17 protein-coding genes, 2 rRNA genes and 1 riboswitch (1 of these 20 only partly in view) are annotated in these 21,562 nt (G+C 65.6%); of the genes, 11 read left to right on the top strand and 8 right to left on the bottom strand.

Going from position 1 to position 21,562, the window contains the following annotated elements:
• The 3 genes from RGUI_RS04060 to RGUI_RS04050 all read left to right on the top strand — a co-directional run.
• Window positions 1-1,789 (top strand): 23S ribosomal RNA (locus RGUI_RS04060); it begins 1,069 nt to the left of the window's first position.
• 77 nt (window positions 1,790-1,866) lie between these two features.
• Window positions 1,867-1,981 (top strand): 5S ribosomal RNA (gene rrf / locus RGUI_RS04055).
• 367 nt (window positions 1,982-2,348) lie between these two features.
• The gene (locus RGUI_RS04050) at window positions 2,349-6,167 is read left to right on the top strand and encodes an EAL domain-containing protein (RefSeq protein ID WP_156882857.1); all 3,819 of its coding nucleotides are present in this window, start codon (window positions 2,349-2,351) and stop codon (window positions 6,165-6,167) included.
• On the opposite strand, the gene RGUI_RS04045 is transcribed toward RGUI_RS04050, so the two are convergent.
• The 6 genes from RGUI_RS04045 to thiM are packed head-to-tail and all read right to left on the bottom strand — an operon-like array spanning window position 6,124 to window position 10,662.
• A complete protein-coding gene (locus RGUI_RS04045; RefSeq protein WP_081531877.1) occupies window positions 6,124-6,840 on the bottom strand; it encodes an ABC transporter permease in 717 nt (238 codons plus the stop codon). The genes RGUI_RS04050 and RGUI_RS04045 overlap by 44 nt on opposite strands.
• Window positions 6,840-7,529: an ABC transporter ATP-binding protein gene (locus RGUI_RS04040; RefSeq protein ID WP_081531876.1), complete on the bottom strand. Its 690-nt coding sequence runs from the start codon at window positions 7,527-7,529 to the stop codon at window positions 6,840-6,842. The genes RGUI_RS04045 and RGUI_RS04040 overlap by 1 nt, the downstream gene beginning before the upstream one ends.
• An 8-nt stretch (window positions 7,530-7,537) precedes the next feature.
• On the bottom strand, window positions 7,538-8,473 hold the full coding sequence (locus RGUI_RS04035; RefSeq protein WP_081531875.1) for an ABC transporter substrate-binding protein: 936 nt from the start codon (window positions 8,471-8,473) through the stop codon (window positions 7,538-7,540).
• A 4-nt stretch (window positions 8,474-8,477) separates the two neighbouring features.
• Window positions 8,478-9,275 (bottom strand): bifunctional hydroxymethylpyrimidine kinase/phosphomethylpyrimidine kinase, encoded by a 798-nt coding sequence (gene thiD, locus RGUI_RS04030; RefSeq protein WP_081531874.1) that lies wholly within the window; start codon window positions 9,273-9,275, stop codon window positions 8,478-8,480.
• Complete coding sequence (gene thiE, locus RGUI_RS04025) at window positions 9,272-9,877, bottom strand: thiamine phosphate synthase (protein ID WP_081531873.1); 606 nt, start codon at window positions 9,875-9,877, stop codon at window positions 9,272-9,274. The genes thiD and thiE overlap by 4 nt, the downstream gene beginning before the upstream one ends.
• On the bottom strand, window positions 9,874-10,662 hold the full coding sequence (thiM, locus tag RGUI_RS04020) for a hydroxyethylthiazole kinase (RefSeq protein WP_081531872.1): 789 nt from the start codon (window positions 10,660-10,662) through the stop codon (window positions 9,874-9,876). The genes thiE and thiM overlap by 4 nt, the downstream gene beginning before the upstream one ends.
• A gap of 53 nt (window positions 10,663-10,715) precedes the next feature.
• Window positions 10,716-10,812: riboswitch (TPP riboswitch) on the bottom strand.
• Between the two features lie 104 nt (window positions 10,813-10,916).
• Here thiM and RGUI_RS04015 point away from each other — a divergent pair.
• From RGUI_RS04015 to RGUI_RS03980, 8 genes are all read left to right on the top strand, one after another.
• The gene (locus RGUI_RS04015) at window positions 10,917-12,215 is read left to right on the top strand and encodes a 3-deoxy-D-manno-octulosonic acid transferase (protein ID WP_081531871.1); all 1,299 of its coding nucleotides are present in this window, start codon (window positions 10,917-10,919) and stop codon (window positions 12,213-12,215) included.
• Window positions 12,208-13,188, top strand: coding sequence for a threonine dehydratase (locus RGUI_RS04010; RefSeq protein WP_081531870.1), 981 nt, complete (start codon window positions 12,208-12,210; stop codon window positions 13,186-13,188). The genes RGUI_RS04015 and RGUI_RS04010 overlap by 8 nt, the downstream gene beginning before the upstream one ends.
• A gap of 88 nt (window positions 13,189-13,276) precedes the next feature.
• Window positions 13,277-13,666, top strand: a complete 390-nt coding sequence (locus RGUI_RS04005; protein ID WP_081531869.1) for a cytidine deaminase — start codon at window positions 13,277-13,279, stop codon at window positions 13,664-13,666.
• Entirely contained in the window at window positions 13,666-14,976 is a 1,311-nt protein-coding gene (locus RGUI_RS04000) for a thymidine phosphorylase (protein WP_081531868.1), read from the top strand. The genes RGUI_RS04005 and RGUI_RS04000 overlap by 1 nt, the downstream gene beginning before the upstream one ends.
• Complete coding sequence (locus RGUI_RS22050) at window positions 14,973-16,184, top strand: phosphopentomutase (protein ID WP_081531867.1); 1,212 nt, start codon at window positions 14,973-14,975, stop codon at window positions 16,182-16,184. Before RGUI_RS04000 ends, RGUI_RS22050 begins: the two co-directional genes overlap by 4 nt.
• Window positions 16,181-17,173 (top strand): adenosine deaminase, encoded by a 993-nt coding sequence (locus RGUI_RS03990; protein WP_081531866.1) that lies wholly within the window; start codon window positions 16,181-16,183, stop codon window positions 17,171-17,173. Before RGUI_RS22050 ends, RGUI_RS03990 begins: the two co-directional genes overlap by 4 nt.
• Entirely contained in the window at window positions 17,166-17,798 is a 633-nt protein-coding gene (gene upp, locus RGUI_RS03985) for a uracil phosphoribosyltransferase (protein WP_081531865.1), read from the top strand. Before RGUI_RS03990 ends, upp begins: the two co-directional genes overlap by 8 nt.
• 145 nt (window positions 17,799-17,943) lie before the next feature.
• The gene (locus RGUI_RS03980) at window positions 17,944-18,759 is read left to right on the top strand and encodes an SPOR domain-containing protein (RefSeq protein ID WP_172841075.1); all 816 of its coding nucleotides are present in this window, start codon (window positions 17,944-17,946) and stop codon (window positions 18,757-18,759) included.
• 8 nt (window positions 18,760-18,767) lie between these two features.
• On the opposite strand, the gene RGUI_RS03975 is transcribed toward RGUI_RS03980, so the two are convergent.
• Together RGUI_RS03975 and RGUI_RS03970 are read right to left on the bottom strand one after the other, a co-directional pair.
• Window positions 18,768-19,784 (bottom strand): hypothetical protein, encoded by a 1,017-nt coding sequence (locus tag RGUI_RS03975; RefSeq protein ID WP_081531863.1) that lies wholly within the window; start codon window positions 19,782-19,784, stop codon window positions 18,768-18,770.
• 71 nt (window positions 19,785-19,855) lie between these two features.
• Window positions 19,856-21,484, bottom strand: coding sequence for an AMP-binding protein (locus tag RGUI_RS03970; RefSeq protein ID WP_081531862.1), 1,629 nt, complete (start codon window positions 21,482-21,484; stop codon window positions 19,856-19,858).
• Window positions 21,485-21,562: the final 78 nt, after the last annotated feature.

Here is a 21,562-nt window from a genome sequence, read left to right as displayed (position 1 = left end):
CAACCAGGAGGTTGGCTTAGAAGCAGCCATCCTTTAAAGATAGCGTAACAGCTCACTGGTCTAATCAAGATGTCCTGCGGCGAAGATGTAACGGGGCTCAAGCCACGAGCCGAAGCTTAGGACTGCGCAAGCAGTGGTAGCGGAGCGTAGTGTGAAAAAACACTCGTCTTTATTACCGCAAATCGAACGAGAGTGCAGGAAACTGTGCTCAAGTAGCCGATAGGCGGTAGCACAAGACAGAGTGTTTGCGATGAAGCCGGGCTGTAAGGCACCGGTGGAGCGATCACTAGCGAGAATGATGACATGAGTAGCGACAAGGAGGGTGAGAGACCCTCCCGCCGAAAGTCCAAGGGTTCCTGCTTAAAGCTAATCTGAGCAGGGTAAGCCGGCCCCTAAGGCGAGGCCGAAAGGCGTAGTCGATGGGAACCAGGTTAATATTCCTGGGCCAGGAGGATGTGACGGATTGTGGCGGCGTGCGTGCCTTATCGGATTGGCGCGTATCCAAGACAGTTCCAGGAAATAGCCCTCCGCCAGACCGTACCCTAAACCGACACAGGTGGACTGGTAGAGCATACCAAGGCGCTTGAGAGAACGATGTTGAAGGAACTCGGCAAAATACCTCCGTAAGTTCGCGAGAAGGAGGCCCGGCGTATGAGCGTCGGGGGCACAAACCAGGGGGTGGCGACTGTTTACTAAAAACACAGGGCTCTGCGAAGTCGCAAGACGACGTATAGGGTCTGACGCCTGCCCGGTGCCGGAAGGTTAAAAGGAGGAGTGCAAGCTCCGAATTGAAGCCCCGGTAAACGGCGGCCGTAACTATAACGGTCCTAAGGTAGCGAAATTCCTTGTCGGGTAAGTTCCGACCTGCACGAATGGCGTAACGACTTCCCCGCTGTCTCCAACATCGACTCAGCGAAATTGAATTGCCTGTCAAGATGCAGGCTTCCCGCGGTTAGACGGAAAGACCCCGTGCACCTTCACTACAGCTTCGCACTGGCATCAGGCACAACATGTGCAGGATAGGTGGTAGGCTTCGAAGCAGGGACGCCAGTCCCTGTGGAGCCATCCTTGAGATACCACCCTTGTTCTGCTTGATGTCTAACCGCGATCCGTTACCCGGATCCGGGACCCTGCGTGGCGGGTAGTTTGACTGGGGCGGTCGCCTCCCAAATCGTAACGGAGGCGCGCGAAGGTTGGCTCAGAGCGGTCGGAAATCGCTCGTTGAGTGCAATGGCAGAAGCCAGCCTGACTGCGAGACTGACAAGTCGAGCAGAGACGAAAGTCGGCCATAGTGATCCGGTGGTCCCGAGTGGAAGGGCCATCGCTCAACGGATAAAAGGTACGCCGGGGATAACAGGCTGATACTGCCCAAGAGTCCATATCGACGGCAGTGTTTGGCACCTCGATGTCGGCTCATCTCATCCTGGGGCTGGAGCAGGTCCCAAGGGTACGGCTGTTCGCCGTTTAAAGAGGTACGTGAGCTGGGTTTAGAACGTCGTGAGACAGTTCGGTCCCTATCTGCCGTGGGTGTAGGATACTTGAGAGGAGTTGCCCCTAGTACGAGAGGACCGGGGTGAACGATCCACTGGTGGACCTGTTGTGGCGCCAGCCGCAGTGCAGGGTAGCTATGATCGGACAGGATAACCGCTGAAGGCATCTAAGCGGGAAGCCCCCCTCAAAACAAGGTATCCCCGAGGGCCGTGGTAGACCACCACGTCGATAGGCCGGAGATGTAAGTGCAGCAATGCATTCAGTTGACCGGTACTAATGGCCCGATAGGCTTGATCCGATCCAGTAAAAGACAAACTCGGATCAAAAGCATACACACATGAAACTGTACTACTTGGATAACTGGATTTTCCTCGGTTTGGTGGTCATAGCGCGAGCAAAACACCCGGTCCCATTCCGAACCCGGAAGTTAAGTGCCGATGCGCCGATGGTACTGCGCCAATAGACGTGGGAGAGTAGGTCACCGCCAAACCTAGAAAAATCCAAAATAACTCTCAATACGAAAAAAATCAGGTCAAAAATATTAGGTATCTCGACGCCGCAAGACATGAGTTTTTCCGGCGTCGTTTTGCGTTTTCAGTTTCGTACGTTCAAACGTCAATGTGCAACGTCATGCCTGGAATAAAGTGGGATCTGCGGCGCCGCTTTTCTTTTGGCGCTTGATCCGCCCAAGCGACGTCTTCTCATAATAAATCTCTTGCTTCGATGCGGGATTGACCGTGTTAATCCTCAGGAAATCGCGCGGCTTTAACCGGGCCTTTACCAAGGCGGGCGCAGGATAGGGGATCAAAAGCAAGGTGCGGCCGGGCAGACACGGCCGCGCGAGTTGGAGACAGCCCTTGACGGCGGACAGGACCAGCCTCCGCGCCAGCCATGGCGCCGTGCCGGATCTCGGGCTGGATCGTCTTCCGACTGTCGCCCTCGCATGCGACGCCGCAGGCTGCATCGTGGCGGTGAACGCGCGCTGGTGCAGTGCCCTTGGCCATCAGTCAGACGCATCCGTTGGCCGTGAGTTGACCACATTTCTTGTTGGAACGAGCGTGGCGGATTTTACCCTGTGGCTGGCGGCGCCCGAGGACGGGGTCAGCCTGACGCTTCGGGTTCGTTCGGCGCAGGGCGGGGCGTGTGATTTCATTGCTGTGCTGTCTGGTCCGGGACCCGATGGTGCGCCAGGCGTCATCGTGTTGACCGAAACCGCCGCGTTGTCGGATGAGGCGGAAAGGCTGCGGTCTGACAACGAAAGGCTGAGCGCGATCATCGAAAGTGCCGATTGCGCGACCTGGGAATGGAATATCGACAGCGGGCAGGTGCGGGTCAGCGATCGGTGGTGGACCATCGTCGGGGAAAAGGCGGCCCTGCCACAGGCGGACGGCACCGAAACCTGGCTGGGGCAGTATCATCCCGCCGACCGGGTGATGGTCGGTTGTCAGATGGAGCGGCATCTGTCCGGCAAGGCGGCCCTGTTCGATGTCGAGGCCCGGGCACGACATGCGAACGGGCGCTGGATCTGGGTGCGCGATGTGGGTCGGGTCCGTACCCGGACCAAGGCGGGTGAGCCTGAATGGATCGCGGGACTTCGCCGCGATATCTCCTCTCGCAAACGGTGGGAGGCGCGGCTGCGCCGATCCGAGGAACTGCTGAGCCGGGCGGGCATGCTGGCCGGGCTCGGCAGTTGGGAGGTCGACCTGCGGAGCGGTGAGGTCTACTGGTCAGACGAAACCTGCCGCATCCATGGCACCCCCCCCGGACACCGTCCGACCCTTGAGGAGGGGATCAAGTATTACGCGCCCGAGGCCCGGCCCATCGTAGAGGCCGCGGTCGAGGCCGGCATGACAAACGGCACGCCGTGGGATTTCGAACTTCCCCTGATCCGGGCGGATGGCAAGCGGGTCTGGGTCCGTGCCGTGGGCGAGGTGACGCTGGAAGACGGAAAGCCGGTGCGCCTGAACGGCGCGTTTCAGGATATTTCCAACCGCAAGGAAAACGAAAGGCGGCTGGCCGAGGCGGCGGAGGAGGCGCAGCGCGCGCGCGACCGTCTGAACACGCTCGCCGACAATGTGCCCGGGGCCTTGTTCGAACACCGGGAGGCCGCCTCGGGCGAGGTCGACCTGCCCTATTTCAGTGCGCGCCTGCCCGACCTGCTGGGCGTGCCGCGGGAGGTGATCGAGGCGGATGGTGCCGCCGCCGCGGCCAATATCGACCCCGGGGATCTGGGACCCCTGGGCGAGGAAATCCGAAGGACGCGCGATACGCTTTCGCCGCTCGATTTCCGCTATCGGCTGAATCACCCGGAAAAGGGTCAGCGCTGGATGCATCTGTCCTCGATCCCGTTTCGCCAGCCCGACGGTGCGGTGATCTGGCATGGCAGCGTCTTCGACGTGACAGAACAGGAATTGGCCAGCCGGCAGCTTTCCGAGGCGTTGGAGGAATTGCGCATCACCCATGAACGTCTGAACACGGTCGCCGAGCATGTTCCCGGCGCCTTGTTCGAATACCGCCGGGAAGCTGACGGCAGGACCTGGTTTCCCTATTTCACGCATGAGTTCACCAAGCTTCTGGGCGTGTCGGAGGAGGCCCTGCGGGACGACGGGGCGACCGTTTTCCACAACATCCCGCAACAGGAAACGGAAGAGATCCTCGCCAAGCTCGAACGGTCCATCCCCGATATGGCGCGGGTGGAGTTTCGCCACCGGGTCGTGGTGGCGGGGGAGGAAACGCGGTGGTTGAACGTGTGGGCGGCGCCCTTCGCCCATCCCGACGGATCAATTGCGTGGTTTGGAAAGTCCGTCGATGTGACCGAGCGGCTGGCGATGGAAGCCCGGGCCGAAGAGGCCTCGGCAGAGGTCAGCCGTGCGCATTCGCGGCTCAATTCCATCGCAGATATCGCCCCTGTCGGGCTGTTCGAATTCCGCCGCCTGCCCGGCGGAGGCCATGATTTCCCCTATACCAGTGCGCGCTTTAACGACCTGTTGGGGTTCAGCCGCGCCGAGATCGAACGGTTGCGGGGCGATATCCTGGCGCGGATCGATGAGGCGGACAGAAGCCCCTTCCTCGCCAGCCTCGATGAAAGCGCGCAGACCCTGTCGCAATGGAGCCGCCGCTTTCGGTTCCATCATCCGCAGCGCGGCCTGATGTGGCTGAGCGGGGCCGCCGTCCCACGACTGGAGGGTGATGGCACCATCGTCTGGACCGGCGCCCTGCACGATGTGACAGGCGATGTGGAGCGCGAGGCGGAATTGAAACAGGCCCACCGTTTGGCCGAAAAGATGCGCGCGGAAAACGAACGCCTTGCCTTCCATGACGGTCTGACCGGCCTGCCGAACCGGCGGTATTTCGACAAGGTTCTCCGTCAGCGGGTGCAGGGCGCCTATCTTGGCGTGGGGCCGCGCGATTGCGCGCTGGTCCAGATCGATCTGGACCATTTCAAGCATGTGAATGACACGCTGGGGCACGAGGCCGGTGATCAGGTTCTGCTGCGCGTCGGCGATGTCCTTCGCGAATGCCTGCGAGAGGGCGATTTCGCCGCCCGGCTGGGTGGGGATGAGTTTTCGGTCATTCTTGCCGCATCGACGCCCCGGTCGGTCGCCAAGGAGATCGTCGAAAACCTGCGCAGCCGGTTGAGCGAGCCGTTCCAGTACCGGGGATGCCCCTGCCGCATCAGCGCCAGTTTTGGCATCGTTCATGCCCCTGACGTGACGCTACTGGAAGAGGAATTGCAGCTCTTTGCCGATGCCGCGCTTTATCGCGCCAAGGAAAGCGGTCGCAACCGGCTGGAATTCCACGCGGCCGAACTGACATCGGCACTTCGCGACGACAGGCATCTGGCGGCCGAGTTGCAGGAGGCGTTGGAACAGGGACAGTTCATCCCGTATTTCCAGCCGCAGGTATCCGCGCTCGACGGGCGTCTTGAAGGGGTTGAAACGCTGGTGCGCTGGAACCACCCCAAGCGGGGCATTCTGGCGCCGGGGGCCTTCATGCGGATGGCCGAACATCTTCGCATCGTCCCCGAGATCGACCGGACCATGATGGAAGAAGCCTGCAAGTCGATGCGCCGGTGGCGCCAACAGGGGCTGGTCATTCCCAAGATCAGCTTCAATGTCAGCGCCGGCCGCATGCACGACCCCAGCATCCTTGACGCCGTGGCCGAGATGAACCAGTGCGAAACACAGCTTGCCCTGGAACTGGTTGAATCCATCCGGATCGAGGAGGAAGGAAGCATCTTCCGCAAGCATCTGGATCTTTTGCGCGAGGCCGGGGTCGATATCGAGATCGACGATTTCGGGTCCGGGCATACCTCCATCATCGGATTGATGCAGGTGGAGCCGTCGGCCCTGAAGATCGACCGCCGCATCGTGGCGCCCGTGGCCGACAATTTCCGCGCGTCCGACTTGGTGCGGTCCATCGTGCAGATGGCGCAGACCCTTGGCGTCGCAACCATCGCCGAAGGGGTGGAAACCCAGGAACAGGCCGACACGTTGCGGGCGCTGGGGTGCAACGTGCTTCAGGGGTTCCTGTTCTCGCCCCCGCTGAGCGAGGATGACCTTGCGGCGTTCGCCCTTGGCCATGAAAAGCGTCTTGCCACAGATGCAACGGATGCCGGGGCACCCCGCGTCGCTAAAGGCCGGCACGGCGCAGGATACGATCCATACCGGCATTGAGCGCGAGCGTCATCGCCACGATCAGCACCAGCGCCGCGAACATCAAATCGATCCGGCTGCGGGCATTGGCCATCAGCATCAGATAGCCCAGCCCTTTCGAGGCCCCGACCCATTCCCCGATCACCGCGCCCGTGGGCGCATAGGTGACGGCGATCCGGAGCCCCGCACCCAGGTGGGGCAGGGCATGGGGCAGCCGCAGCCAAAGCAGTTCGCGCCACCGGCTGGCCCGGGTCATCCGCGCCAGATCCAGCACCGCCGGGGGCGTCGCCAGCAGCCCGTCCAGAAAGCCGGAGGCCACGGGGAAGAACACCAAGAGAACCGTCATCGCGATCTTGGGCTCCGGCCCGTAGCCGAACCAGATCGTCAGAACCGGGGCCAGAACGAAGACGGGCAGGGCCTGCGAGGCGGTCAGAACGGGACGCAAAGCGCCGCGCACCACCTCTGACAGCGTCATCAAAACCGCCACCGCAAGGCCCAGCGTCAGCCCGATGCCGATGCCTGCGCCAACCTCCCCCAGGGTGACAAGCCCGTGCTCTGCCAAGAGCGCCCGGTTCGACCAGAGCGCCTTGGCCACCGCCCACGGCCCCGGCAGCACGAAAGCGGGCAGAAGTTGCGCCCAGACCGCGGCTTGCCACAGCCCTAGCGCCAGCAGGATGGTGTATAGCCTTCTCATCAAAGCGCCATGATCCGATCCAGCAAAAGACCGCCCGCCCGGGCGAGTTCGGGGTCGGAGGGCGGGCGCGGCAGGGGTGGGGCCAGCCCGGGGATGTTGTGCAGGCTGCCCCCTGCCAGCAGGAAGATGCGGTTGCCCAACCGCAACGCCTCGATCGGGTCATGGGTGACCAGCAGAACGGACCGCCCCGAGAGCCGCGCATGCGCCAGATCCTGCATCGCCACGCGGGTGGCCGGATCGAGCGCCGAGAACGGCTCATCCAGCAACACCAGTGGCGCGTCCTGCATCAGGGTGCGCGCCAGGGCCACCCGTTGCCGCTGCCCGCCGGACAAGGTGTCGGGACGGCGGCGCCCCAGCCCCTCAAGCCCGACAGAGGCCAGAAGCGCCGCCGCCCTGTCGGGATCGGGCCGCCGCCCGGCAAGGCGTTCCACCAGCGTCACGTTTTGCGCCACCGTCAGCCGCGGTTGCATCAGGTCGCCTTGCGCCATCCATCCGATGCGGTCGGGCACGTCGATCCGGCCGTCGAACTGCACACCCGTGTCGAGCCCCGCCAGAAGACGCAGGATCGTCGACTTGCCCCCGCCCGAGGGGCCAAGCAGACAGGTCCAGCCCGGTTCGAGGGGCAATGCGATCTCCTCAAAGAGCGGCCGTTCCCCGAACCGGGCGGTGCCCGAAATGCCCCATCCCATTGCCACGGTCAGTCCACGGCGACCTCTCGCGCGATGGCCGAGACCTCCGGCGCGGCGTCGATCAACCCGGTTGAGGCCATGAAGGCGCCGAAGGCGGCATAGCGCGCGGTGTCGAGCGCGGCTGGATCGGTCGCGAAATGGGGCACGGTGTCCCCCCATGCGGCGGCGTTCAGTGTGTCATCCAGTTCGGCGGCATAGCCCTTGAAGGTGTCCCACCCGGCCTGCGGGTCCGCCGCGATCTCTGCCGCCGCGCGGGCCGTGGCCGACAGGAACCGCGCGATCCGCTCTGCGTCCATCAGGTCCGGGTTGGCCTCGTAGATCAGTTCATCATAGACCGGCACGCCATGCTCTTCGGGCAGGAAACAGCGCCCGGTCCTGCCCACGGTCTCCATCTGGTGCAGTTCGAAATTGCGGAACGCGCCCGATACCGCCTCCACCTGTCCCGCGGCCAGGGCCGAGGTCAGGGCGAAGTTGACGTTGATCTGCTCCACCTCATCGGGGTCGACGCCATTGCTGCGCAGCATGGTGTGCATCAGCGCCTCCTCGATCCCCGGGATGGAGTATCCCGCGCGGCGCCCGGAAAGGTCCGACAGTGTCGTCACCGGGCCCGCGGCATCGACCATCACACAGTAAAGCGGCGCGTCGATCAGCTTGCCGACCCGGACCAGCGGCAGGCCCGCATCGTGTTGAAGGTACAATTGCGGCTGATAGCTAACGGCGATGTCCACCTGCCCCGCCGCGGCCATCTTGGGCGGGTCGGACGGATCGGCGGGCGCGATGATCTCCACTTCCAGCCCCGCATCGGCGAAATAGCCGCGTTCCTGCGCGACGATGATCGGCCCGTGATCGGGGTTCACGAACCAGTCCAGCATGATGGACAGCTTGTCGGCAGCATGGGCGGGCGTGGCGATGGTCAGCGCCAGAACTGCAAGACAACGTTTCATTAGGTCAACTCCTTTGCGCAAAGAAATGGTCGGTCGGGCCGTGGCCGTGGCCCACGCGCAAGCCGTCGGCCCCGCGGATGGCATCCAGTGTGTAGTCCTTCGCCGCCACGGCTGCCGCGAATGCATCGCCGGTCAGCCCCAGATGCGTGGCCAGGGCAGAGGACAGTGTGCAGCCGGTGCCGTGCGTGTTCTTGGTGGATACCCGCGGGGCCTCCAGCCACTCGCACCGGTTGGTGGACAGGAACAGGTCGGGGCTTTGACTGCCTGCCAGATGCCCGCCTTTCAGGACCACCGCGCCGCAGCCGAGATCCAGAAGCGCCTTTGCTTCGGCCTCCATCGCGGCTTGGCTTGTCGCTTCGGGGGCGTCCAGAAGGTCGGCGGCCTCGGGCAGGTTGGGGGTGATGACGGATGCCAGCGGCAGCATCAGTTCGCGCAGGGCCGCGACGGCGTCGGCCTCCAGCAGCCGGTCGCCCCCTTTGGCAACCATCACCGGGTCCAGCACGATGGGGACGCCGCGGCCTGACAGGACCTTGGCCACGGCCTCGGTGATCGCCGACGAACCCAGCATGCCGATCTTGACGGCATCGACCCGGATGTCGTCGAACACCGCGGCGATCTGGGCCGCGACGAATGCGGGCTCCATCAACGTGGCGCCGGAGACACCTTGGGTGTTTTGCACCGTCAACGCGGTGATCGCGGCCATCGCATAGCCGCCATTGGCCGAGATCGCCTTGATATCGGCCTGGATGCCGGCGCCGCCCGAAGGGTCGGAACCGGCAATGGACAGGATGTTGGGGATCATTGGCGCCTCCATGTCTCAGCCAATTTGCGGGTTGCGGCCTCCGGGTCGGGCGCGGCGGAAATGGCAGAGACGACGGCAAGCCCTGCGCATCCCGCGGATTTCAACTTGGGGATATCGCCGCCCGTGACGCCGCCGATGGCGACGGTCGGCACCGGGCAGGCGGTCGCGATCCGGGCAAGGCCGTCAAAGCCGATGGGGGCGGCATGGTCGGGCTTGGTGGGCGTGGCCCTCACCGGCCCCGCGCCGATATAGTCGATGACGTCCACGGGCATGGCGGCCAGTTGCGCCTCGGTCTCGATCGACAGGCCCAGCACCTTGTCGGGCCCGATGGCGGCGCGTGCCTTGCGCGGGTCGCCGTCCGACTGCCCGATATGCAGGCCCGCGGCGTTTGCGGCCAAGGCGACCTCCACCCGGTCATTGATGATCAGCGGCACGCCCGCGGCGGCGAGTTGGGGGACAAGGCGCCGGGCCTGCGCGATCATCTCCGCATCGGTGGCACGCTTGTCGCGCAACTGGATCACGGTGGCCCCGCCCCGCAGGGCAGCAAGCACCAGCGCGTCATCCGCCCCGTCTGGCGTCACGAAATAGATGGACAGGTTCATGCCGGGCGCACCTTTGCGCCGTGTGACAAGTCTTCGGGCGTCAGATTGTGCAGCGCGTCGATGAAGGCCACCGCGAAACTGCCCGGTCCCTTCGCGCCCTTGGCCGCGCGTTCTCCTGCCAGTCCGAAATAGGCGAGCGCGGCGACCGTGGCCTCCAGCCGTGGCTGCCCCACGAGAAAGGCACCGACCACGCCCGTCAGCGAACAGCCCAAGGCCGTGACCTTCGGCATCAGCGGATGACCGTTTGCGATGCGCCACGCGGTGTCGCCATCGGTCACGAAATCCTCGGGCCCCGTCACAGCGACCACCGCGCCGCTGGACCGCGCCAGCGCCCGGGCGCCATCCTCTGCCATGTGGACGTCATCGGCGGCATCGGCGCCCTTGCCCTGCGCGGCCGCGCCGGAGAGCGCGAGGATTTCCGACGCATTGCCCCGGATCACGGTCGGTTTCAGCGCAACCAGCCGGTTCGACGTTTCCCGCCGGAACGCGGTTGCCCCGGCCGCCACCGGGTCCAGCACCCAGGGCGTGCCCTTGGCGCGCGCGGTTTCGGCCGCCGCCCACATCGACGCAATCCACGGCCCGCTGGCCGTGCCGATATTGATGGTCAGTGCCTGCGCCAGCCCCGCGAAGTCCGAGGCTTCCTCGACCGCGTGGGCCATCGCGGGCGAGGCGCCGCTGGCCAGCAGGACGTTGGCCATCACGTTCATCGCAACATAGTTGGTGATGTTCTGCACAAGCGGCGCGGTCGCGCGCATCGTGGATAGATAGCAGCCCCAGTCGGTCATTCCGTGCTCCTTCCGAGGCGGCAGGAATGACGGGGACCACGCCCATACGCATCCGGGCAAGGACCGCGACTCCCTCCGCCAGCATGATCTGGTTCAGGTTCAAAGGGTGCTTCTCAGCCCGGCCGATGCCGGACGCCCCTGTCACATCCGAATTTGGTAACGGGATTGGAACGCGATGACCAGACGGGATTTTACGGTGCGGCCGCCCGCGTCGCTTGTGTTGCCCGTGGTGCGGGCCTAAGCCTTGGCCATGCATGACCCAACAGGCGGCTGACCCGGTGTTCCTTTATCGCGTGCTTCTGACGCTTGTGGCGCCTGTGCTGCTTGTCCGGCTGGCGCGGGAACCCAAGCTTGCGCCGGAACGGCTGGGGCTTGGCGGGGCCGGGCATCGGGGCGGACGCATGATCTGGCTGCATGCGGCCTCCAATGGGGAACTGACCTCCGCCCGGGGGCTGATCGGCCAGCTTTTGGCGCAAAGGCCAGAGGCGCGCCTGATCGTGACCTGCAATACCACGACCGGCCGGGCGCTGGTCAAGGGATGGGGGCTTGGTCGCGTTTCGGTCGTGCTGGCACCCCTGGACTATCGCTGGGCGCTTCGCCTGTTTCTTCGGCGCTGGTCGCCCGGTGCGCTGATCGTGATCGAGAACGAGCTTTGGCCGAACCGCCTGAGCCTGTTGGCCGCGCGGGGCGTGCCGGTGCTGGTCGTCGGCGCGCGGATGTCGGAGCGGAGCGCGGCGCGATGGCGGCGCTTGCCCGGTCTGGTCTCGACGATGCTGGGCACGGTGTCCTACCTTTCTGCGCAGGATGCGGGCTCACGCGGGCGGCTGATCGGACTGGGTCTTGATCCGTCCCGCGCCGGGCCGGTCGTCGATCTGAAGGCCGCCCCGGCAACGGTCGGGATGCCGCCAAGGACGGGCGAGCGTCTGTCGGCCCTGTTTCCCCGCGCCTCGACGGTCCTTGCGGCCTCCACCCATGAGGGGGAGGAGGAGATCATCCTTGACGCCTTCGCCCGGGCATTTCGTAACCGGCCCGAGTTGCGGTTGATCCTTGCGCCCCGTCACGCCCGCCGGGGGCCGGAGGTCGCGCGCCGCATCGCCGCCGCGGGCCTTGCCTTTACCACGCGCTCTGCCGGGGAAGACCCCGGCGCGGACACGCCCGTCTACCTTGCCGACACGATGGGAGAGATGGCGCTGTGGTACGCGCTGGCCGGAGCCTGCTTCGTCGGCGGTTCCCTTGTCGAGAAGGGCGGCCATACCCCGTATGAACCGGCCGCGTTCGGCTCCGCCATCCTGCACGGGCCCCATGTTGCGAATTTCGCCGGTATCTACGCGGCCCTTGATGCCGCCGGGGCCGCGCGGCATGTGCGGGGCGCGGCGGATCTGTGCGCCCTGTTCCAGACCCTTGGGGCGGAAGACCAGCGCGCGATGGCCGACCGCGCGACCGCCGTGATGGCGGACAAACAGGCCGACGCGGCGGGAGTGGCGCCGCTGGTCGACGCGCTGATCGGCCATATCGATGCAGCATCAAAGAAGAAGGAGAGACCCGATGCCTGAGCCGCTGTTTTCCCTTGAAGAGTTGCAGGCGGCGGCGGCGTTCGTCCATGACCGGATGCCGCCGACCCCGCAATATGCCTGGCCGCTGCTGGGGGAAGAGGTTGGTGCAAAGGTCTGGGTCAAACATGAAAACCACACCCCCACCGGCGCCTTCAAGGTGCGGGGGGCGCATACCTTCATCGACTGGCTGAAGCGCACCCAGCCCGATTGCCCCGGTATCGTCACCGCGACCCGCGGCAATCACGGGCAGGGGCAGGCGCTGGCCGCCCGCGCCGCGGGCATGGTGGCCAAGGTCTATGTGCCCGAAGGAAACTCGGTTGAGAAGAATGCGGCGATGCGTGCCTTCGGGGCCGAGCTGATCGTGCACGGGGCCGATTTCGATACCGCCCGGGAAAAGGCGCACCGCGTGGCCGAGGCCGAGGGGCTGGTCTTCGTCCCGCCCTATCACAAGGAACTGGTCCGGGGTGTGGCGACCTATGCGCTGGAACTGCTGACCGCGGCGCCCGAGCTTGACACGATCTATGTGCCGATCGGCTGCGGCTCCGGCATTTGCGGGACGATCGCGGCGCGCGATGCGCTGGGGCTGGCGACAAAGGTGGTGGGCGTGGTGTCGGAAAACGCCGATTGCATCCTGCGTTCGATGGCTGCGAATGATCTGGTGGAAACCGACACGGCCCATACCTTTGCCGACGGGATCGCCACGCGCGTGCCCATGCCCGAGGCGTTCGAGGTCTATTCCGCCGGGGCGGAACGGATTATCGCGGTCTCGGACGCGGAAATCGCCGAGGCCATGCGCCTGTTGTTCCGCACCACCCACAATGTGGCCGAAGGGGCCGGGGCGGCGGCACTGGCCGCGCTTGTGGCCGAACGGCAGATGATGGCGGGCAAACAGGTCGGCGTGATCCTGACCGGGGGCAATATCGACGCCCCGTGGTTCGAACAGGTCTTGTCAGGCGGGGTGCCGTCGCTGTGAGCCCCACCATGCCTGCGCGCGTTCCCCGCTTGCATCCCCGTCTGTGCGGCACCTATGGTGCATCTGTCCTGAAGGAAAGGCACAAGACATGCTGATCGAGGCGGCGCGGGCCGTGCGCGAAAACGCCCATGCCCCCTATTCCCGGTTCAAGGTGGGGGCGGCGGTTCTGGCCGCGGATGGCAAGGTCTATGTCGGCTGCAATGTCGAGAACATCGCCTCGCCCGAGGGTACCTGCGCCGAGGCTGGCGCCATTGCCGCGATGGTGGCCGCGGGCCAGCGCGAAATCACCGAGGTCGCCGTGATCGCCGACGGGCCGGAGCCTGTCACCCCCTGCGGCGGCTGCCGCCAGAAACTGGCCGAATTCGCGGGCGCGCATGTCAAGGTGACCATGGCGACCCTGTCGGGGACGACCCGCGTGATGACGGTGGGCGAGTTGCTGCCCGGTGCGTTCTCCGTCGCCCAGATGGGCGAGCGCTGATGGACGCAAGCAGTATCATCGCCCGGCTGCGCGATGGGGAGGCTTTGAACGACGAGGAACTTGGCTGGTTCGCCCAGGGGCTGGCCAACGGTGCGGTCAGCGATGCGCAGGCAGGGGCCTTTGCCATGGCGGTGCTCCTGAACGGGGTGACCAAGGCTGAACGCGTCGGCCTGACCCGGGCGATGCGCGACAGCGGCAAGGTGCTGGATTGGAACCTGCCCGGCCCGGTGCTGGACAAGCATTCTACCGGCGGCGTGGGCGATTGCGTGTCGCTGGTGCTGGCCCCGGCGCTGGCGGCCTGCGGGGCCTATGTGCCGATGATCTCGGGCCGGGGGCTGGGCCATACCGGCGGGACGCTGGACAAGCTGGCCGCCATTCCGGGATATCGCACCAGTATTCCGGCGGACGAGTTGCAGGCGATTACCGGGCGGGTCGGCTGTGCCATCGTGGGCGCGTCCGATGACATCGCCCCGGCCGACCGGCGGCTTTACGCCGTGCGCGACGTGACCGGCACGGTGGAAAGCATCGACCTGATCACCGCCTCGATCCTGTCCAAGAAGCTGGCCGCGGGGCTGGAGGCGCTGGTGCTGGATGTAAAGGTCGGCTCCGGCGCGTTCATGAAAGACATGGAAGACGCCGAGGACCTGGCCCGCGCGCTGGTGGAAACCGCGCAGGGCGCGGGCTGCATGACCACGGCGCTGATCACTGACATGTCGCAACCGCTGGTGGGCGCGGCGGGCAATGCGCTTGAGGTCATCGAGGTGATGGAGACATTGACCGGCACCGGGGTCACGCCTGCGCTGTGGGACATCACCTGCGCTCTGGGCGGGGAGGCGTTGGCGCTGGGCGGTCTGGCCGAGGATGCGGACGCCGGGGCACAGCGGATTGCAAAGGCGCTGTCGTCGGGAGAGGCGGTGCTGAAGTTCGGAGAGATGATCGCGGATCTTGGCGGCCCCTCCGATTTCATCGAGCGTTGGCCGGATCGCCTGCCGGCCGCGCCGGTGGTGTACGAGGTCGCGGCCGATGCCGGCGGCGTTGTGGCAAAGATCGACACCGCGGCGCTGGGCCGGGCCGTTGTCGCCCTTGGTGGCGGGCGCCGGCGGGAGAGTGACCGGGTCAACCCCTCGGTGGGGTTCTCGGAACTCGCCGCCTTGGGGGATGATGTGGGCGCAGGTCAGCCGCTGGCCCTTGTCCATGCCAGCAGCGAAGCGGATGCCGAGGCGGCGGCGGTGGCCGTGCGCGCGGCGTTCCGCCTAAGCCCGGAAAAGCCGGACGTTCCGCCGCTGGTCTTGCGGAGGATTCTGCGGTGAGCCGGGCGTTCCTGATCGTCATCGACTCCGTCGGTTGCGGTGGCGCACCGGACGCAGACCGGTTTTTCAACGACGGCACCCCCGACACCGGGGCGAACACGCTGGCCCATATCGCGCAGGCCTGTGCTGCGGGGCGGGCGGAGGACGGCCGGTCCGGCCCTCTGCGTCTGCCGCATCTGGACGGGTTGGGCCTTGGCGCCGCAATCCGGCTGGCCAGCGGGGCGGAGACCCCCGGGCTGGAAGCCCGACCCGAAGGGCTTTGGGGCGCAGCGACAGAGGTGTCGCCGGGCAAGGACACGCCCTCGGGCCACTGGGAATTGGCAGGCGTGCCGGTCCCTTGGGACTGGAGCTATTTCCCGCGTGAAATCCCCGCCTTCCCGGAGGAGTTGTTGGCAGAGGTGCGCCGGCTGGCCGGAACCGAGGGCACCCTTGGCAATTGCCACGCCTCGGGCACCGAGATCGTCGAACGGTTGGGGGCAGAGCATATGCGAACGGGCTGGCCGATCCTCTACACCTCGGTCGACAGCGTGTTCCAGATCGCCGCCCATGAGGAAAGCTTCGGGCTGGACCGGCTGTTGCGCCTGTGCGCGGGGATCGCGCCCATGGTGCACGCCATGCGCGTGGGCCGGGTGATCGCGCGGCCCTTTGTCGGCGATGCGGACACCGGGTTTACCCGGACGGCCAACCGGCATGACTATGCCATCGCGCCGCCTGCGCCGACGCTGTGTGATTGGGTTCAGGGGGCGGGCCGGCGGGTGCAGGCCATCGGCAAGATCGGCGATATCTTCTCGATGCACGGCATCGACGAGGTGCGCAAAGGGCCCGACAGGCTCTTGATGGACCATTGGGTCGACCTGATGGACGAGGCTCCGGATGGCAGCCTGACCTTCTGCAATTTCGTTGAATTCGATAGCCTGTATGGCCATCGCCGGAACGTGTCCGGCTATGCCCGGGCGCTGGAATGGTTCGATGCGGCGCTGCCGCGCGTGCTGGACGGGATGCGCGCGGGCGATTTGATCCTGATCACCGCCGATCACGGCAATGACCCGACATGGATCGGAACCGATCACACCCGGGAACGGGTGCCGGTCGTCGGCGCCGGGCTGGGGGCGCATCAAATCGGCATTCGCAACTTCGCCGATGTCGGCGCCAGTATTGCGACCCATCTGGGCGTACCGGCCCAAGGCCCCGGACGGAGTTTCCTGTGAGCGCGACCGACCTTCCCAAGATCGAACTGCACCACCACCTGGAAGGCGCAGCACCGCCTGCCCTGATCCGCGACATGGCCAAGGCGCGGCATATGGATATCTCGGGCATCTTCGGCCCCGATGGAGGTTATGCCTATCGTGATTTCGCGCATTTCCTGCGGGTCTACGAGGCCGCGACCTCGGTTCTGAAAGAACCCGCGGATTTCGCCCGGCTGACCGAAACGGTTCTGGAAAGGACGGCGGCCGAGGGTGTTGTCTACCTCGAAAGCTTCCTCTCCCCCGATTTCTGTGGCCGCTGCGATCTGTCCGCATGGCACGAATACCTGCACGCCATCGCAGAGGCCGCGGCCGACGCCGAACGCCGCCACGGCATCGTCATGCGTGGCGTTGTCACCTGCATCCGCCATTTCGGGCCAGATGCCGCCCGCAAGGCCGCCCTGTGCGCAGCGGAAACGGCCGGCGATTTCATCGTCGGCTTCGGCATGGCGGGGGATGAGAGCAAGGGCCGCCCCCGGGATTTCGCCTATGCCTTCGACATGGCGCGCGAGGCCCGGCTGGGTCTGACCGTTCATGCGGGGGAATGGGGCGGTCCGCAATCGGTGCGCGAGGCGTTGGCCGATCTTCGGGTGGACCGGATCGGCCACGGGGTCCGCGCCATCGAGGATCCGCGCCTTGTCGATCACCTGGCCGAGACGGGCGTCGTGCTGGAGGTCTGCCCCGGCTCCAACATCGCGTTGGGGCTTTACCGGTCGTGGGCCGACCATCCCATCGACCGGTTGCGCCGGGCCGGGGTGAAGGTCACGGTGTCCACCGACGACCCGCCGTTTTTCGGCACAACCATGACGCGCGAATATGAACGTCTGGCCGACGCTTTTGACTGGACAGACGATACGTTCGCCGCGCTGAACGACGTGGCGCTGGCCGCGGCCTTCTGCGATGAGGACACAGGGGCCGCGATCCGCAAGAGACTGGAGGGCAAGAATGCTTGATCACCTGATTGTCGTGAACCACCCGCTGGTGCAGCACAAGCTGACGCTGATGCGCGACAAGGACACGCCCACCGCCGTTTTCCGGCAATTGCTGCGGGAGATCAGCCAGCTTCTGGCCTATGAGATTACGCGGGAGCTTGAGATGACCACCCGGCGGATCGAGACGCCGCTGTGCGAGATGGACGCCCCGGTTCTGGCGGGCAAGAAGCTGGTGCTGGTGTCGATCCTGCGGGCGGGCAACGGGCTTCTGGATGGGGTGCTGGAACTGGTGCCGTCGGCGCGCGTGGGTTTCGTGGGGCTTTACCGCGATGAGGAGACGCTGCAGCCGGTGCAGTACTATTTCAAGGTGCCGCCGGATCTGTCGGATCGTCTGGTGATCGTGGTCGATCCGATGCTGGCGACCGGCAATTCCTCTGCCGCGGCGGTCGATCTTCTGAAAAAGGCGGGGGCGAACAACCTGCGTTTCATGTGCCTGCTGGCCGCGCCCGAAGGCATCGCCCGGATGGGAGAGGCGCATCCCGATGTGCCCATCGTGACCGCGGCGGTGGATGAGTGCCTGAACGAGCATGGCTATATCGTGCCGGGGCTTGGCGATGCGGGCGACCGGATGTTCGGCACGCGCTGAGGCTTGTTCCTTTACGGCCAAGATGATTTGGGCCATTCTGACGCTGCATCTTTCGGGAGATCGCATGGCCTTCTTGCGCGGGCTGGTTGTTTTTCTGGTCGCCTTCGGGATTGGCGGTGCAGCATGTTCTGTCAGGGCGGAGGAGATGTCGGCCCCGGCTGACCTGCCGCCGCCCGGCTTTCTGGGCGTGCAGTTCGTCGACAGCCGTGGCTGCGTGTTCGTGCGGGGGGACGTGGGCGGCTGGCAGCCGCGCCTGTCGCGCGACGGGGTGCCGCTTTGCGGGTTCAGGCCGAGTTTCGCCGCGGCCCCGGACCGACGTGTTCCCCTTGTTCTGGAAAGCCCGCCAGAGGTGCCCGCCCGCCCCGCGGCCGCCAATCGACCCGTTCCGACGGAGCCGAAAGACACCACGGCCGGTCCGCGCGGGCCCTGGGACCTGCCCACCCCGCCGACATGGTCGGCGCTGCCCGGCCCCGGAAGCCTGCAAAGCCTGCGCCAGCCCAGAGCCCCCGGCCCGGGCGGGGGCGACGACTGGCTGGCGCCGCGCCGCAAGCTGGAACCCCGGGACGGGATGCTGCCAGCCGAAAAGGGCGCGGTCGATGCAGGGGCGGATGCGGCCGCCGCGGCCTTTACCCCACCCCAGACCGACCAGAGCCCGCCGCCCGCCGATGTGGCAAAGACGGTGACCGAAGCCCCTGCGCCGGTCGTTGAGGAGAAGAAACCGCTTCACCCCGCAAGCCATCGTTACATTCAGGTCGGCGCCTTCGGCGTGCCGGCCAATGCCGCGCGCCTGGCCGCCCGGCTTGAGGCGCTGGGCCTGCCGGTCTACCGGGAGGAGGCGGCAGGCCGGGGCGGGGGGCTGACCTTCGTCTCCGTCGGCCCGTTTTACGCGCAGGAAGATCTGGACGCCGCCAGAAATGCGCTTCGCGGCGCGGGTTTTCGGGACGTCATCCTGAAGAACTGATCCGGGCCTCAGCCGCCACAGATCCCCTGCAACTGCACCCATTCCCCATCGGACAAAAGCGGTGCCACAGTCTGCCCGCGCATTGGATCGGCCTCGATCAACCCGATCACGCTTTCGCCGGAGATATCCAGCGCGTAGGCATAGGGGGCGGCTGGCACGCGCGCCTGCTGAAACCGGCCCAGCAGGATGTCCTGGGGCAGCGGTTCGGGGGCCATGGTCAGCATCGTCAGGGCATAGGACTCCAGCGCCTCCCGGGGCATGTGGCCGCTGGTCAGCAGCTTGAAGCTTGCCGCAAGACCGACCTCGGACAACATGGCCGCCAGCGGATCGGTCTTTGCCGCGCGGGCATCCTCGGCGATGATGAACCCGGCAAGGGTATCGGCGGTCTCGTAATCCTCGACCAGCGCCCGGTTCAGCAGGATCAACCCGCCCGGCAGATGCGCCGATCGTGGCACGCCACCGGGCAGGACAAGCACGCGCACATCCCGGTCGGGCAGCAGGCGGCGGGTCAGGCGGTTCAGCGCCTTTACCCCGTCAGGCCGGTTGCAGGGCGGGCCGGCCACGCGGGTGACGCGGGCCAGCAGATCGCGCCCGATCTCCGCCCGGCCCTCCGGCGGCACCACGGATACCGTGTGTCGCACCAGTGCACCGGGCAGCCAGAACAGGCCCAGCCCCAGGATCGCCAGAACCACACCGACCAGCAGCCAAAGACGCAGGCGCCCGGGATGCGGCCGGCTGCGGGCCAGCGCGGCCCGCACGGCCTCGATCGCGTCGATCATCACGGATTCGTCGATCTCCAGTGTCTCGCCGCTATCGGTGCCCGGACGGTAAAGCGCGGGCATCTTGCCGGGATTGATCCGTTCGATGGCGGCCAGCGACCAATGGGCCAGCACGCGTTCGCGCATGTCCGACACGACAAGGGATGCCTCGCCGAAGGAGAGGATCACGTCGCGCCGCTGGGCGTCGGGGGATTCCCGCCACAGCCCGGGGCTTTCCAGCCTTTGAAACCGCTTGAGCGCCGTCATGGGCGGCTGACCAACCTGCTCGTCTTACCTTTATGGGCGCAGGATAGCGGAGCCGCCCCGGGGCTACAACGTCACAGGGTTTTCGCGACCTTGCGCAGTTCGAACTTCTGGATCTTGCCGGTGGATGTCTTCGGCAGTTCCTGAAACACGATCTTCTTGGGTGTCTTGAACCCGGCCAGCCGTTCGCGCGCAAAGGCGATCAGCGCGTTGGCATCCACGCTATGGCCGTCCTTCAACTCCACGAAGGCGCAGGGAACCTCGCCCCATTTGTCATCGGGTTTCGCGACCACGGCACACAGCAAGACATCGGGATGGTGCATCAGCACGCCTTCCACCTCGACCGAGCTGACATTCTCACCGCCAGAGATGATGATGTCCTTCGCCCGGTCGGCGATCTGCAGGTAGGTGTCGGGATGTTGCAGGGCGAGGTCGCCGGAATGGAAATAGCCGCCTGCGAAACTTTCCCGCGTGGCGCGGGGGTTTTTCAGATACCCCTTCATCACGCCATTGCCGCGGAACATGATCTCCCCCTGATGGGCGCCGTCCATCGGAACCTGTTCCATGGTTTTCGGGTCCTTCACGGTGACATGTTCCATGAACGGCATCGCAACGCCCTGCCGGGCCTTCACCGCGGCGCGGTCGTCGCCTTCCAGCGGATCCCATTTCGCCTGCCATGTGCACTCGGTCGCGGGCCCGTAGGTTTCGGTCAGCCCGTAGACATGGGTGATGTTGAACCCCATCGGTTCGATCTGGGCCAGCGTTGCCGGGGCAGGAGGCGCGCCCGCGGTGAACACCTCGACCACGTGATCGAAGTCGCGGCGATCCTCGTCCTTGGCGTTGATCAGCATGTTCAGCACGATGGGTGCGCCCCCGAAATGGGTGACGCCCTCATCCGCGACGGCATCGAAAACGGCCTTGGGCGTGATGTCGCGGCAGCAGACGATGGTGCCGCCGAGCACGGGCATCATCCATGTATGGACCCAGCCATTGCAGTGAAACAGCGGCACGATGGTCAGGTATTTGGGGTGCATCACCAGACGCCAGCTGACGATCTGGCCCATCGCGTTCAGATAGGCCCCCCGGTGGTGATAGACCACGCCCTTGGGCCGTCCCGTCGTGCCGGAGGTATAGTTCAGCGACAGGCTTTCCCACTCATCCTCGGGCATGATCCAGTCGAAATTCGGGTCGGCCGCGGCAAGGATGTCTTCGTATTCGGGGTAATCGCCGAAGTCATGCACGCCCGCGGCATCGTCGCCGACCTCAATGATGGTGGGGGGCTCGCCCTCCATGTCCTCGATGGCGTTGACGGCCAGCGGGATGAATTGCGGGTCGCACAGCAAAACCTTCGCCGCGCCGTGATCGAGGATATAGCTGACGGTGTTGGCATCCAGCCGGATGTTGATCGTGTTCAGCACAGCGCCGCAGGCAGGCACACCAAAATGCGCCTCTGCCTGTGCCGGCACGTTGGGCAGAAGCGTCGCAACCACGTCGCCCGGTTTCACCCCCATCGCGGCGAGGGCCGAGGCCAGCCGGGTCACCCGGTCGATATACTGCGCATAGGTGTAGCGCCGCGCACCATAGACCACCGCGTCATGGTCGGGAAAGACAGCAGCCGCGCGCGTCAGAAACGACAGCGGTGTCAGCGGCACATAGTTCGCCGCGCATTTTTCAAGCCCCGTTTCGTCTGCCAGCCAACCCATCGGTTGCCCCCCTTCTTGGTTCCTGTTGCCGGAGAGTTTGGCGGCAGGGCGCGGGAATGAAAAGGTGGCAAGACGGTC

Origin of the sequence: Rhodovulum sp. P5, from assembly GCF_002079305.1 — a bacterium.
Classification (GTDB): domain Bacteria; phylum Pseudomonadota; class Alphaproteobacteria; order Rhodobacterales; family Rhodobacteraceae; genus Rhodovulum.
The sequence above is the reverse complement of the archived record's forward strand: the minus strand, read 5'-3'. Positions and strand labels throughout refer to the sequence as shown.